The sequence below is a fragment of the Agromyces sp. GXQ0307 genome (assembly GCF_044769845.1).
Taxonomy (GTDB): Bacteria; Actinomycetota; Actinomycetes; order Actinomycetales; family Microbacteriaceae; genus Agromyces.
Genome location: NZ_JBIZVY010000003.1, coordinates 431,936 through 445,440 on the forward strand (window position 1 = coordinate 431,936; position 13,505 = coordinate 445,440).

General features: G+C 69.6%; 12 protein-coding genes. 6 read left to right on the plus strand and 6 right to left on the minus strand.

Annotated elements, in window-relative coordinates; translation table 11 throughout:
- The first annotated feature begins 57 nt into the window (after positions 1 to 57).
- The 3 genes from ACIQH8_RS12065 (at position 58) to ACIQH8_RS12075 (ending at position 4,011) form a co-directional block, all read left to right on the plus strand.
- Positions 58 to 1,266: a thiolase family protein gene (locus ACIQH8_RS12065; protein ID WP_400998900.1), complete on the plus strand. Its 1,209-nt coding sequence runs from the start codon at positions 58 to 60 to the stop codon at positions 1,264 to 1,266.
- An 11-nt stretch (positions 1,267 to 1,277) separates the two neighbouring features.
- A complete protein-coding gene (locus tag ACIQH8_RS12070) occupies positions 1,278 to 3,416 on the plus strand; it encodes a 3-hydroxyacyl-CoA dehydrogenase NAD-binding domain-containing protein (protein ID WP_400998903.1) in 2,139 nt (712 codons plus the stop codon).
- A 64-nt stretch (positions 3,417 to 3,480) separates the two neighbouring features.
- Positions 3,481 to 4,011, plus strand: a complete 531-nt coding sequence (locus ACIQH8_RS12075) for a dihydrofolate reductase family protein (protein WP_400998906.1) — start codon at positions 3,481 to 3,483, stop codon at positions 4,009 to 4,011.
- Positions 4,012 to 4,038: 27 nt separating this feature from the next.
- Here the strand turns inward: ACIQH8_RS12075 and dxs are convergent, their stop codons facing one another.
- The 5 genes from dxs to dut form a co-directional block, all read right to left on the minus strand.
- Positions 4,039 to 5,982 carry a 1-deoxy-D-xylulose-5-phosphate synthase gene (dxs, locus tag ACIQH8_RS12080; protein ID WP_400998908.1) on the minus strand — a complete coding sequence of 648 codons (1,944 nt, stop codon included), beginning with the start codon at positions 5,980 to 5,982 and terminating at the stop codon, positions 4,039 to 4,041.
- Positions 5,983 to 6,112: 130 nt separating this feature from the next.
- On the minus strand, positions 6,113 to 8,941 hold the full coding sequence (locus ACIQH8_RS12085) for an aconitate hydratase (protein ID WP_400998911.1): 2,829 nt from the start codon (positions 8,939 to 8,941) through the stop codon (positions 6,113 to 6,115).
- Between the two features lie 157 nt (positions 8,942 to 9,098).
- Positions 9,099 to 9,866, minus strand: coding sequence for a DUF3159 domain-containing protein (locus tag ACIQH8_RS12090; RefSeq protein WP_400998914.1), 768 nt, complete (start codon positions 9,864 to 9,866; stop codon positions 9,099 to 9,101).
- A complete protein-coding gene (locus ACIQH8_RS12095; protein WP_328289133.1) occupies positions 9,863 to 10,483 on the minus strand; it encodes a DUF3710 domain-containing protein in 621 nt (206 codons plus the stop codon). The genes ACIQH8_RS12090 and ACIQH8_RS12095 overlap by 4 nt, the downstream gene beginning before the upstream one ends.
- Positions 10,480 to 10,938 (minus strand): dUTP diphosphatase, encoded by a 459-nt coding sequence (gene dut, locus ACIQH8_RS12100; protein WP_400998918.1) that lies wholly within the window; start codon positions 10,936 to 10,938, stop codon positions 10,480 to 10,482. Before dut ends, ACIQH8_RS12095 begins: the two co-directional genes overlap by 4 nt.
- Positions 10,939 to 10,976: 38 nt before the next feature.
- Between dut and ACIQH8_RS12105 the strand changes: the two genes are divergently transcribed.
- Positions 10,977 to 11,441, plus strand: a complete 465-nt coding sequence (locus ACIQH8_RS12105) for a DUF3093 domain-containing protein (protein WP_400998921.1) — start codon at positions 10,977 to 10,979, stop codon at positions 11,439 to 11,441.
- Here ACIQH8_RS12105 and ACIQH8_RS12110 read toward each other — a convergent pair.
- Positions 11,438 to 11,731: a DUF4193 domain-containing protein gene (locus ACIQH8_RS12110; protein ID WP_155052155.1), complete on the minus strand. Its 294-nt coding sequence runs from the start codon at positions 11,729 to 11,731 to the stop codon at positions 11,438 to 11,440. The two genes, ACIQH8_RS12105 and ACIQH8_RS12110, sit on opposite strands and share 4 nt — an antisense overlap.
- Before the next feature lie 193 nt (positions 11,732 to 11,924).
- Here ACIQH8_RS12110 and sepH point away from each other — a divergent pair, with 193 nt between their 5' ends.
- Together sepH and ACIQH8_RS12120 are read left to right on the plus strand one after the other, a co-directional pair.
- Positions 11,925 to 13,049 (plus strand): septation protein SepH, encoded by a 1,125-nt coding sequence (gene sepH, locus ACIQH8_RS12115; RefSeq protein ID WP_400998924.1) that lies wholly within the window; start codon positions 11,925 to 11,927, stop codon positions 13,047 to 13,049.
- 129 nt (positions 13,050 to 13,178) lie between these two features.
- Positions 13,179 to 13,463, plus strand: a complete 285-nt coding sequence (locus tag ACIQH8_RS12120) for a hypothetical protein (protein ID WP_400998927.1) — start codon at positions 13,179 to 13,181, stop codon at positions 13,461 to 13,463.
- Positions 13,464 to 13,505 lie beyond the last annotated feature (42 nt).

Here is a 13,505-nt window from a genome sequence, read left to right on the forward strand (position 1 = left end):
GCTCGCCGAGGGCCTTCCTAGGATCGGGTGATCCTCCATTCGAAAGGGAGCTGCAGCGTGGCTGAACGAGCTGACGTCGTGTTCGTCGACGGGGTGCGTACCCCCTTCGGCAAGGCCGGCGAAAAGGGCATGTACTGGAACACCCGAGCCGACGACCTGGTGGTGAAGGCGATCGTCGGGCTCCTCGAGCGCAACCCGAACGCGCCGAAGGACCAGATCGACGACGTGGCCATCGCGGCCACCACCCAGACCGGCGACCAGGGACTCACGATCGGCCGGAGCGCCGCGATCCTCGCGGGCCTGCCGAAGTCGGTCCCCGGCTTCGCCATCGACCGCATGTGCGCCGGCGCGATGACCTCGGTGGCCATGCTCGCCGGGTCCATCGGCTACGGGCAGTACCGCCTGGCGATCGGCGGCGGCGTCGAGCACATGGGCCACCACCCGATGGGCTCGGGCGTCGACCCGAACCCCCGCTTCGTCGCCGAGAAGATGGTCTCGGAGGACGCCCTCGTCATGGGCGCCACCGCGGAGCGCATCCACGACCGCTTCCCTCACCTGACCAAGGAACGCGCGGACCGCTACGCGATGGGCAGCCAGCAGCGCACCGCCGCCGCCTACGAGGCGGGCAAGATCCAGCAGGACCTCGTGCCCGTCGCCATCCGCACCGGCGAAGGCTGGGGCCTCGCCACGCGCGACGAGGTCATGCGCCCCGAGACGACGCTCGAGGGGCTCGCGACCCTGAAGACGCCGTTCCGACCGCACGGCCGGGTGACCGCGGGCAACGCCTCGGGCCTGAACGACGGCGCCACGGCCGCGCTCCTCGCCAGCGGCGACGCCGCGAAGGAGTACGGCCTCAATGTCAAGATGAAGCTCGTGAGCTACGCCTTCGCGGGTGTCGACCCGGCCATCATGGGCATCGGCCCGGTCCCCGCGACCGAGAAGGCGCTCCGCATCGCCGGGTTGAAGATGGACGACATCGGCATCCTCGAGGTCAACGAGGCGTTCGCCGTGCAGGTGCTCTCGCTCCTCGACCACTACGGCATTGACGACGACGACCCGCGCGTGAACCCCTGGGGCGGTGCGATCGCGGTCGGCCACCCGCTCGCCTCCTCGGGCGTGCGCCTGATGAACCAGCTCGCCAGCCAGTTCGCCGAGCGCCCCGACGTGCGCTACGGCATCACGACCATGTGCGTCGGCCTCGGCCAGGGCGGGACGATGGTCTGGGAGAACCCGAACTACTCGCGCAAGGCCGCGAAGAAGGCCTGAGGACGACGACGATGACCGATTACACGAAGATCGACTTCACCGAACTCGCCGGCATGTTCGACGACGAGGTCGTCACGCACTCGTACGTGCGCGACATCCCGCTGTCGGACGGGCGCACGCTCGCGCTCGTCACGCTCGACAACGGGCGCGACCACACCCGGCCCAACACGCTCGGGCCGAACACGCTCCTCGAGTACGCCGCCGCGCTCGACGCGTTGACCGCTCGCGCCGCCGCCGGCGAGATCCACGCCGTGGCCGTGACGGGCAAGCCGTTCATCCTCGCCGCGGGCGCGGACCTCTCGAAGGTGTCCCAGCTGCCGAACCGCGAGGCCGGCCTGCGCATCGCGCAGCTCGGTCACCACGCGCTCGGCAAGCTCGCCACCGTCGGGGTGCCCTCGTTCGCCTTCATCAACGGGCTCGCGCTCGGCGGCGGCGTCGAGATCGGCCTGCACGCCGACTACCGCACGGTCGATGCGTCGCTGCCCGCCCTCGCGCTGCCCGAGGTGTTCCTCGGCATGATCCCCGGCTGGGGCGGCGCGACGCTGCTGCCGAACCTCATCGGCATCGAGAACGCGCTGAAGATCGTCGTCGAGAACCCGCTCAAGCAGAACCGGACCATCAAGGCGCCGGAGGTGCTCGAACTGGGCATCGCCGACGTGATGTTCCCGTCCGTCAACTACCTCGAGGACTCGATCCGCTGGGCCGACGACGTGATCTCCGGACGCGTCAAGGTGAAGCGGCCGAACGAGCCCGGCAAGGTCGAGCGGCTCGTCAAGTGGGACGCCGCGATCGGCATCGCGAAGAAGATGCTGCAGAGCCGGATCGGCTCCGTCCCGAAGTCGCCGTACGCTGCGCTGGAACTGCTTAAGGCCGCGAAGTCCGGCACGCGCGAAGAGGGTTTCGCGCGTGAGGACGAGATGCTCGCCGACCTGGTCTCCGGCGACCAGTTCCACGCGTCGATGTACGCGTTCAACCTCGTGCAGAAGCGGGCGAAGAAGCCGGCCGGTGCGCCGGACAAGGCGCTCGCGAAGCCCGTCACCAAGGTCGGCGTTCTCGGCGCCGGCTACATGGCGAGCCAGTTCGCCCTGCTCTTCCTCCGCCGCCTGCAGGTGCCCGTGATCATCACCGACCTCGACCAGGAGCGCGTGGACAAGGGCGTGGCGTACATCAGCGGTGAGATCGACACGCTGCTCGGCAAGGGCCGCATCTCGCCCGACGAGGCCAATCGCCTGAAGGCACTCGTGCACGGCACGACCGACAAGGCCGAGTTCGCGGACTGCGACTGGGTCATCGAGGCCGTGTTCGAAGAGCTCTCGATCAAGCAGGACGTCTTCGCCGAGATCGAGAAGGTCGTCTCCCCCGAGGCCGTGCTCGCCACGAACACCTCGTCGTTGTCGGTCGAGGAGATCGGAGCAAAGCTCGAGCACCCGGAGCGGGTCGTCGGGTTCCACTTCTTCACGCCCGTCGCCGTCATGCCGCTCATCGAGGTCGTGAAGACCACGAAGACGGATGACGCGACGCTCTCGACGGCGATGGTCACCGCCGCGAAGCTCAAGAAGAACGCCGTCATCACGGCCGACACCCCCGGCTTCGTCGTGAACCGCCTTCTCGCCGTGCTGCTCGGCGAGGCGATGCGCGCGGTCGACGAAGGGACCTCGTTCGAGACGGTCGACCAGGCGATGGCGCCGCTCGGCCTGCCGATGTCGCCGTCGGTCCTGCTCGACCTCGTCGGCCTCAAGGTGGGCGCACACGTGCTCGACACCCACCACGCGGCATTCCCCGACCGGTTCTACCGGTCGGAGAACCTCCACAAGCTGGCCGACTACGGCTCGCTGCTCGACAAGGACGACAAGGGCAAGGTCAAGGGCTTCGACAAGGGTGCCCTGAAGATCGTGGCCGGCGGCACGAACCCGTCGAGCCCCGAGGCGATCCTCGCCCGGCTTCAGGACGGCCTGGCTCGCGAGACGAAGCTCATGCTCGACGGCGACGTCGTCGCGGCCGCCGAGGACATCGACCTCTGCATGATCCTCGGCGCCGGGTTCCCCTTCCAGATGGGCGGGCTGACGCCCTACCTCGACCGGGTCGGCGCGTCCGAGCGGGTGTTCGGCGACACCTTCCACCATCCGCCCGTGAAGGGCGTCGAAGGCTGACGACCCGGCGACCGCCCGACCGGCCCCCGACGCGATGTCGGGGGCCGGTCGTATGTTCGGTGTCGTGACGCGCATCCAGTACTACGTCGCCTCCACGCTCGACGGTTTCATTGCCGACGAGCACGACGGGCTCGAGTGGCTCCTGCAGTTCGGCATGGCCGACTTCAGCGAGCATTACGAACGCTTCTTCGCGGCGGTCGGGGCGCTCGTCCTCGGCGCGACGACGTACGAGTGGGTGCTCCGAGAGGGCGGCGGGTGGCCGTACGGCGAGCTGCCGACGTGGGTGCTCACCCACCGCGTGCTCGAGACACCGGAGGGAGCCGACATCCGCTTCGCGTCCGGCGACATCGAGTCGGTCGCCGATGCGGCGGTCGCGGCCGCCGGCGAACGGAACGTCTGGGTCGTGGGCGGCGGTCCCGTCGCGGCGCAGTTCCTCGCGGCTGGGCGCCTCGACGAGCTGCTCGTGACCTACATGCCGGTCGCGCTCGGGCGCGGGCGACCGCTCCTGCCGGTCGCCGACGTCACACCGGTGCTCAGCCTCACCGGGGTGACGCGGCTCGGCGACGCGGTCGAGCACGTGTACCGCGTCGGCTGATCGTGCCCGGCGCGGGGGCGTTCCGCATCAGACTCGGGGCTGCGCGCCCGTGTCCGCCGCGACGTCGATGCCCGCGTTGCGTGCGTGCGGGAGCTTGCTGCCGAGCACCATCGCGGTGACGTCGCGCGCGATGTGCTGCGGCGTGAGTCCGACGCGCTCCAGGATGTCGGCGCGCGAGCCGTGGTCGAGGAACTCGTCCGGCAGCCCGACCTCGGTGACCGCCGTGTCGACGCCGGCCTCCCGCAGGTCCTGGCGGATGCGGGTCCCGATACCGCCGACGCGGATGCCGTCCTCGATGCTCACGACGATGCGGTAGTCGCCCGCGAGCGACACGACGCTCTCGGGGACGGGAACGACCCAGCGCGGATCGACGACCGTCGCCCCGATCCCCTGCGCCTCCAGCTTGCGTGCCACCTCGAGGCCGATCCCGGCCATCGGACCGACCGTCACGATGAGCACGTCGCGACGCTCGGACTCGGCGAGCACGTCGACCCCGTCATGCAAGCGGCGGACCGCCTCGAACTCGTTGCCGACCGTGCCCTTCGGGAACCGGACGACCGTGGGGGCGTCGTCGACGCGGACCGCCTCGGCCAGTTCCTCGGCGAGGCGGATGGAGTCGCGCGGCGCCGCCAGGCGGATTCCGGGGACGACCTGCAAGATCGACAGATCCCAGACGCCGTGGTGACTCGGCCCGTCCGGTCCGGTGACACCTGCGCGATCGAGCACGAACGTCACGCCCGCCCGGTGCAGGGCGACATCCATCAGCACCTGGTCGAACGCCCGGTTGATGAAGGTCGCGTACACGGCGACCACCGGATGCAGGCCGCCGAACGCGAGGCCCGCGGCGGAGGTCACGGCGTGCTGCTCGGCGATCCCCACGTCGAACACGCGGTTCGGGAATCGCTCGGCCATGCGGTGGAGGCCCGTCGGGCGGAGCATCGCGGCGGTGATGCCCACGAGTCGCTCGTCTCGTTCGGCGAGGGTCACGAGTTCGTCGGCGAAGACACTCGTCCATGACGGCGCCGGTGCAGTCTCGAGCGATTCGCCTGTCTCGGGGTCGATCTGGCCGACCGCGTGGAACTGGTCGGCGGCGTCGCGGCGCGCGGGCTCGTAGCCGCGCCCCTTCTCGGTGATCGTGTGGACGATGACCGGTGCGCCGTAGTCCTTCGCCTGTCGAAGTGCCTCTTCGAGCGCGCGCTCGTCGTGGCCGTCGATCGGGCCGATGTACTTGATGTCGAGGTTCGAGTACAGCGCCTCGTTGCCGCTGACCCGACTCAGGAAACCGTGGAGCCCGCCGCGGACGCCGCGGTAGATCGCTCGCCCGGGCGCGCCGAGCCGGTCGAACGCGCTGCGACTCTTGAGGTGCAGCGAGCGGTACGACTGCTTGGTCCGCACGGAGTTGAGGAAGCGCGCCATCCCGCCGATGGTCGGCGCATAGGATCGCCCGTTGTCATTGACGACCACGACCAGGTTGCGGGTGTTGTCGTCGGAGATGTTGTTCAGCGCCTCCCACGTCATGCCACCCGTCAGCGCGCCGTCGCCGACCACCGCGATGACGTGGCGGTCGCCCTGGCCGGTCATCTCGAAGGCCTTGGAGATGCCGTCGGCCCACGACAGGGAACTCGACGCGTGCGAACTCTCGACGACGTCGTGCTCGGACTCGGAGCGCTGCGGATAGCCCGCAAGCCCGCCCGTCTGGCGCAAGGTCGAGAAGTCCTGCCGCCCGGTGAGCAGCTTGTGCACGTACGACTGGTGCCCGGTGTCGAAGATGATCGGGTCGCGAGGAGAATCGAACACGCGATGGATGGCGAGGGTGAGCTCGACGACGCCGAGGTTCGGGCCGAGGTGCCCACCCGTCTTCGACACGTCGGCCACGAGGACCTCGCGGATCTCGCGGGCCAACTCCTCCACCTGGTCGTAGGACAGCGCATCGAGGTCGCGCGGTCCGCGGATCGTGTCGAGCAGCCTCATCCGTCGTGCCTCCGGGTGCGAGGGGCGCCATGCGCCCGGTTTCGTTCGAGTGTACGCCGGGCGACCTGTGAGCCCGGGCAGAGATCGGGGGCGGCGAGCCGAAGCCCGCCGCCCCCGTCGCGTGCCGTCGTCAGACGAGGCTGCGGAGCACGTACTGCAGGATGCCGCCGTTGCGGTAGTAGTCGGCCTCACCGGGCGTGTCGATGCGGACGACCGCGTCGAACTCGATCGTCTGCTTGCCCTCGGGCGAGAACTCGCTCGGTTCGGCGGTGACACGCACGGTCTTCGGCGTGACGCCCTCGTTCAGCTGCTCGAGGCCCGTGATCGAGACGACCTCCGTGCCGTCCAGGCCGAGCGACTTCCAGCTCTCGCCGGCCGGGAACTGCAGCGGAACGACGCCCATGCCGATGAGGTTCGAGCGATGGATGCGCTCGAAGCTCTCGGTGATGACGGCCTTCACGCCGAGCAGGTTGGTGCCCTTGGCCGCCCAGTCGCGGGACGAGCCCGAGCCGTACTCCTTGCCGCCGAACACGACGAGCGGCGTTCCCTGCGCCTGGTAGTTCATGCAGGCGTCGTAGATGTACGACTGCGGGCCGCCCTCCTTCGTGAAGTCGCGGGTGAAACCGCCCTCGACGACCTGACCGTCGTTGACGGCAGCGACCAGCTCGTTCTTGAGGCGGATGTTCGCGAACGTGCCGCGGATCATCACCTCGTGGTTGCCACGGCGCGAGCCGTACGAGTTGAAGTCCTTCTGCGCGACGCCGTGCTCGGTGAGGTACTGGGCTGCCGGCGTGCCCGCCTTGATGTTGCCCGCCGGGCTGATGTGGTCGGTCGTGACCGAATCGCCGAGCGTCGCCATGACGCGTGCACCCGTGATGTCGGCCACGGGCGTGAGGTCCATCGACATGCCATCGAAGTACGGCGCCTTGCGGACGTAGGTCGAGGAGGCGTCCCACTCGAAGACCGGGCCGGCCGGGGTCGGCAGGCTCTTCCAGCGCTCGTCGCCGTCGAACACGGTCGCGTACTGCTTGATGAACTGCTCGCGCGAGATCGACGCATCGATGATCTCCTGGACCTCCTCCGGCGCGGGCCAGACGTCCTTCAGGAAGACGTCGTTGCCGTCGGAGTCCGTGCCGAGCGGGTCGGACTCGAAGTCGAAGTTCATCGAACCGGCCAGCGCGTACGCGACGACGAGCGGCGGCGAGGCGAGGTAGTTCATCTTCACGTCGGGGCTGATGCGACCCTCGAAGTTGCGGTTGCCCGAGAGGACCGCCGTGACGGCGAGGTCGTTGTCGTTGATCGCCGCGGAGACCTCCTCGATCAGCGGACCCGAGTTGCCGATGCAGATCGTGCAGCCGTAGCCGACGGTGTAGAAGCCGAGGCCCTCGAGCGCCTTGTCGAGGCCCGACTTCTCGTAGTAGTCGGTGACGACCTTCGAGCCCGGGCCCAGCGTGGTCTTGACCCACGGCTTCGACTTCAGACCCTTCTCGAGCGCCTTCTTCGCGAGGAGTCCGGCCGCGATCATGACCGACGGGTTCGAGGTGTTGGTGCACGAGGTGATCGCCGCGAGCGCGACGGAACCGTGGTTCAGGGTGAACGACGGGCCGTCGGCGAGGGTCACGGCCGTGGGCTTCGAGACCGTGTGCGGCGCGTGCGAGTGGTGGTGGTGCTCGTGGTGGCTGTGCTCGTCTTCAGGGGTGAAGCCGGGCGGGTCGGACGCCGGGAACGACTCGGAGATCGTCAGGTCGACGAGGTCGTGGTCGGCGTCGGCGTAGTTCGTGAGGTCGGCGTTGAACTGCTCCTTCGCTTCGGAGAGGAGGATGCGGTCCTGCGGACGCTTCGGGCCGGCGATCGACGGGACGACGGTCGACAGGTCGAGTTCGAGGTACTCGCTGTACGACGGCTCGTTCGCCGCATCGTGCCAGAGCGACTGGAGCTTCGCGTACTGCTCGACGAGCGCGACGGTCTGCTCGTCGCGACCCGTGAGGCGGAGGTACTCCAGGGTCACGTCGTCGATCGGGAAGATCGCCGCGGTCGAGCCGAACTCGGGGCTCATGTTGCCGATGGTGGCGCGGTTGGCGAGCGGGACCGACGCGACGCCCTCGCCGTAGAACTCGACGAACTTGCCGACGACGCCGTGCTTGCGGAGCATGTCGGTGATCGTCAGCACGACGTCGGTGGCCGTGACACCCGCGGGAATCTCGCCGGAGAGCTTGAACCCGACGACTCGCGGGATGAGCATCGACACGGGCTGGCCGAGCATCGCGGCCTCGGCCTCGATGCCGCCGACACCCCATCCGAGCACGCCGAGGCCGTTGACCATCGTCGTGTGCGAGTCGGTGCCGACGCACGTGTCGGGGTAGGCGCGGAGCACGCCGTCGACCGTGCGGTCGTAGATGACCTTGGCGAGGTGCTCGATGTTCACCTGGTGCACGATGCCGGTGCCGGGCGGGACGACCTTGAAGTCGTCGAACGCGGTCTGCCCCCAGCGGAGGAACTGGTAGCGCTCGCCGTTGCGCTCGTACTCGATCTCGACGTTGCGCTCGAGCGCGTTCTCGGTGCCGAAGAGGTCGGCGATCACCGAGTGGTCGATGACCATCTCGGCGGGCGAGAGCGGGTTGATCCGGTTGGGGTCGCCGCCGAGGGCGGTGACCGCCTCGCGCATGGTGGCGAGGTCGACGATGCAGGGCACGCCCGTGAAGTCCTGCATGACCACACGTGCCGGCGTGAACTGGATCTCGGTGTCGGGCTCCGCCGTCGGCTCCCACGAGCCCAGCGCCTCGATCTGCTCCTTGGTGACGTTCGCGCCGTCCTCCGTGCGGAGCAGGTTCTCCAGGAGCACCTTCAGGCTGAACGGAAGCTTCTCGTACCCGGGGACGGTGTCGATCCGGAAGATCTCATAGGAGGTGTCCCCGACCTGGAGCGTGTCCTTCGCCCCGAAACTGTTCACTGCAGACACGATGTCCTCTCCTTCGCGGATGCCGCGGTCCGGCGGTTCCGGGCGCCGCACGTCGTGCGTCGCCGGGAGCCGCCCCAGCAAGGCTAGCCCAACCGCGTCGTCGGCCGACAGGCCGCCGGCCGCACCCGTGATTTATCTTGATGTCGAGATAACTGTATCACTCGGCGGCGCGCTTCGCGGGGTAGACCGCGCGCACGACGAGCCACGAGAACACGAGCAGCAGCGCGTACAGCGGCACGCCCATGAGCAGTCGCATCGCGCCGAGCGCCTCGACGTTGCCCGCGTAGTAGAACGGCACCTGCACCAGCAGCCGCGCGACGAACATGCCGAGCCAGACGACGGTCAGGAACTGCATCGCGCGGTACTTCCGACGCTCGCGGCGCCAGGCGGTGCCGTCGCCCATCAGGAACCCGACGACGAGCCCGACGAGCGGCCAGCGGACGACGAGGGAGATGAGGATCGCAACGGCGTACGCGGCGTTCGTGTAGAAGCCGATGACGTAGTTGTCTTCCGCCCGGCCGGTCCAGAGCGAGAGCGCGGCGGATGCCGCGACCCCGATCAGTCCGGCGATCGCCTGCGTCGGCTGGCTGCGCGTGATCAGGCGCAGCGCGGTGAAGACGACGGCGAGGCCGAGCGAGGCGCCGAGCGCCCAGCCGAGCTCGCGCGTGAACGTGTAGACGACGAGGAAGACCAGGCCGGGGAGGATCGCCTCGGCGAGGCCGCGGATGCCGCCCAGCGCTCCGACCAGGTCGGCGGGAGTCAGCGTCTCGTCGCGCGCGATGCGCCCGAGGCCGGACTTCTCGGCGGCCGCCGCGACCTGTCGGCCGAACTCGGCGGCCGTGTCATCCGCCTCGCCGTTCGGAGCACCGGTGCCCTCGCCGGCGCGATCCCGGTCCGTGCGATCGGCAGCGTGATCGTCGCTCACGCGGACGGACCACCCGAGGAGGGAGCGGGCATGCGCAGCGGGATGAGGTCGCGCGGCGGCATGGGCGTGTTGCCGCGTACCACGACGATCGAACGGAAGAGGTCTTCGACCTTCGCCGCGGCGGTCGGGTCGGCCGCCGCCTCGCCGGCGATCACGCCGCGGAGGAACCAGCGCGGACCGTCGACGCCGATGAATCGCGCGAGTCGCATCTGGCCGGCCTGCCCGTCGGCGGTCGTCACGGGGATCTGAGCCAGCAGCTCCGGACCGAACGTGCCCTCGCGCACCTGCGTGGTGCCGCCCTGACGGGCGATCTGGTCGGCGATCTGGCCGCGGATCTCGTGCCACAGGCCGCTCGACCTCGGGGCCGAGAACGGCTGGACCTGCAGGGTCGAATTGGCGTAGTCGAGTCCGACCGCGACGACGCGCTTCGTGCCCTCCTCGACCTCGAGTCGGAGGTGCAGACCCTCGCGGGGCAGGACCTTGACTCCGCCGAGGTCGACGTACGGGCGGACCGGGTTGGCCTCCGACTCGTCCAGGGGACCGTTCGTCGCACGGTCCTCTGGGGCGGACTTGGGGTGGTCGACGGGGATGTCGTCGATGTTCTCGATGTCGCTCACGCGTGTACTCCTGACTGGTTCGCCCCGAATCCGGTGGACCCGAATCCTCCCTCGCCGCGAAGGCTTCCGGGCAGCTTCTCGACCTCGACGAACCGTGCTCGGCTCACCGGCATGACCACGAGCTGCGCGATCCGGTCCCCCGCCTCGATCCGGTACGGCTCACGGGCGTCGGTGTTCAGGAGTGCGACCCTGATCTCGCCGCGATAGCCCGCATCGACCGTTCCCGGTGCGTTCACGATCGTGATGCCGTGCTTGAACGCGAGGCCCGAGCGCGGAACCACGAAGGCGACGTAGCCGTCGGGCAGCGCGATCGCCACTCCCGTGCCCACCGTGGCACGCTCGCCCGGCTCGAGCACGACGGACTCGGCGGCGTGGAGGTCGGCCCCGGCGTCGCCCGGATGGGCGTAGGCGGGGACGTGGTCGGCCGTGATCAGCACATCGACGGAATCGGTCACCGTTCGAGGGTAGTGCAGAAGTCTGGTCTGATAGTCCCATGCCCGACTACCGCGAACGGCTCTGGCCGACGCCCTGGATCTACCTCACCAGTCTCCTGCTCGTCCCGGCGAGCATCCTCGTGCTCGCCCCGGTGTCGCTGCCCGCGGGCATCGTCACCGGAGTGATCCTCTACGTGGCCGTCGCGGGATCGCTGACGCTCACCTCGCCGGTGATCGAGGTGTCCGACGGCCGCGTCCGCGCCGGGCGCGCCCAGGTCCCGCTCGAGCTCACGGGCCAGGCCGTCCCCGCAGAGGGCGAGGCCGCGCGGATCGAACGCGGTACCGGCCTCGACGCTCGCGCCTTCCTCGTGATCCGCGGATGGATCCGCGACGTCGTGCGGATTCCCATCGAGGACCCCGCCGATCCGGCACCGTACTGGCTCGTCTCGACGCGGCATCCGCACGAAATGGCCGCCGCGATCAACGGATCGCGACGGCCTCGTGTCGGTGGGGAGCCTGCCTAGGCGGCGCACTCCAGGCAGATCGGCCCGAGCTTCGTCTCGTGGTCGATCTGCGAGCGGTGCTTCACGAGGAAGCAGCTGACGCAGGTGAACTCATCCGCCTGCGGCGGCAGCACGACGACGTCGAGTTCGACGTCGGACAGGTCGGCTCCCGCCAGGTCGAAGCTGCCGGGGTTGTCGGCGTCCTCGACGTCGACGCTTCCCGACATCTTGTCGGGCACGCGCTCCTTGAGGGCCTCGATCGACTCGGAGTCGTCGTCGGTCTTCCGCGGCGCGTCGTAATCCGTTGCCATTCCCATCCTTTTTCCATTGCCGAGGATTCGGCGGCCATAGTCTGCACGAAATCAAGTGCGTAAGCAAACCATCCGTCGACCGTCCGAACCGGTGGAATGCACAACTCACGGCACGCCCGGCGTATTCCCAGCGGCGAGGGATGGCGCGTGGCATCCTTGGGCGGAGATCAAGGGCACGGAAGGGCTTCTCGCCATGCAGGAACTCAAGGTGATCGGGGTCGAGAGCGGCGCCCTCATCGCGGCCTCCGACGACGGGGCGCGATTCCGGATCGAGGTCGACGAGGTGCTGCAGTCGCGCATCCGCCAGGCGGTCCCCGAAACGCACACGGGGCCGAAGCTCTCCCCTCGGGAGGTGCAGGCGCACATCCGCTCCGGTCTCTCTGCCGACGAGGTCGCCGAGCTCACCGGTGCGTCCGTCGAGTTCATCCGCCGATTCGAGGGCCCCGTGATCGCGGAGCGCGAACACATGGTGACCTCGGCGCTCGCCGTCCCCACCCACGCCGAGGTCGCGGAGGGCGAAGAGCCGACGTCGTTCGGCACGATGGTGCGGGAACGCCTCGCCGGCCTCGGGGCGCACGGCGAGCGCTGGGCGAGCTGGAAGGACGAGGAACGCGGCTGGATGGTCAAGCTCGAGTTCACCGCCGACGGCATCGACCACGACGCCCGGTGGTCGTTCGAGCCGCGCAAGCAGGCGCTGCACCCGCAGAACGCCGACGCGACGACGCTGTCGAAGCACGGCGAGGTCCGCGGGGGGATGATCCCGCGGTTGCGTGCCGTCTCCACCGCAGACGACGCGTCCCGCTTCGACAGCGGCGCGTTCACCTTCGATGCCGCCGACACGGCCGACGACGACACCGCTCCGCAGCCCGAGCTCGCGGTCGCGCGGCCCGGCGCAGCACCGAACGGTTCCGGGTCGTCGACGACGACCGCATCGAGCGCAGCGGTCGCGCGCGCGGCGATCAAGCGCGCGGATGAGCCGGCGCCGCCGACGGGCGAGACGGCCGACCTGCTCGAGGCCCTGCGCCGGCGGCGCGGCGAGCGCGAGGTGGGCCCGGTCCCCGAGCGGATCACCCTGACGCCGTCCCCGGCTGCGCCGACCACCCCGGCGGAACCCTCCGACTCCGCATCCGACCGGCCCGAGCAACTCACCGACGACGACCCGGACGCGGACGAGACCCAGCAGCGAGCCGGCGCGGCCGCGAGGGCACTGTGGGGCGGCAAGTCCGGCCAGACCGCCCGTCAGAAGAAGGGGCGCGCGGCGATGCCGAGCTGGGACGAGATCGTCTTCGGCGCTCGCAGCGACGACGACCTGGCGTAGGCGCACGAGAGCGCCGCGGCGGCGACCGCGGTGCGCACGCCGGTGCCGCGGCTGACGCTCCGGAACCGTTCCCCCGTGGCTCTCTCGGTGCTAGCATTCGAACAGAGTTTCGAATGTCGGAGGTCCGGGATGCCACAGACGATGGAACCGGTGGAAGTGTGGACCGGTGCCTCAGGCGCACCGGAGCGCCTCGTGTGGCGTGCCCGCCGCTATCGCGTCGACGACATGCCGACGCCACTCGTCGGTCCCGCCGACTGGTGGCTCCCGTTCGCGGGCGAGCACGCGACCGCGGGGCGCGCCCCGCTCGCGATCACCGGATGGCGCTTCCAGGCGACGGACTCCGATGGCGAGACCCACGTGTTCGACGTCGGACACGACGGCGCGCACTGGCACGTGCTGCGCGTCTTCGATTGAGCCGTGTCATCGCCGCCTGACGGAGGCGTCGAGCATCGCCGC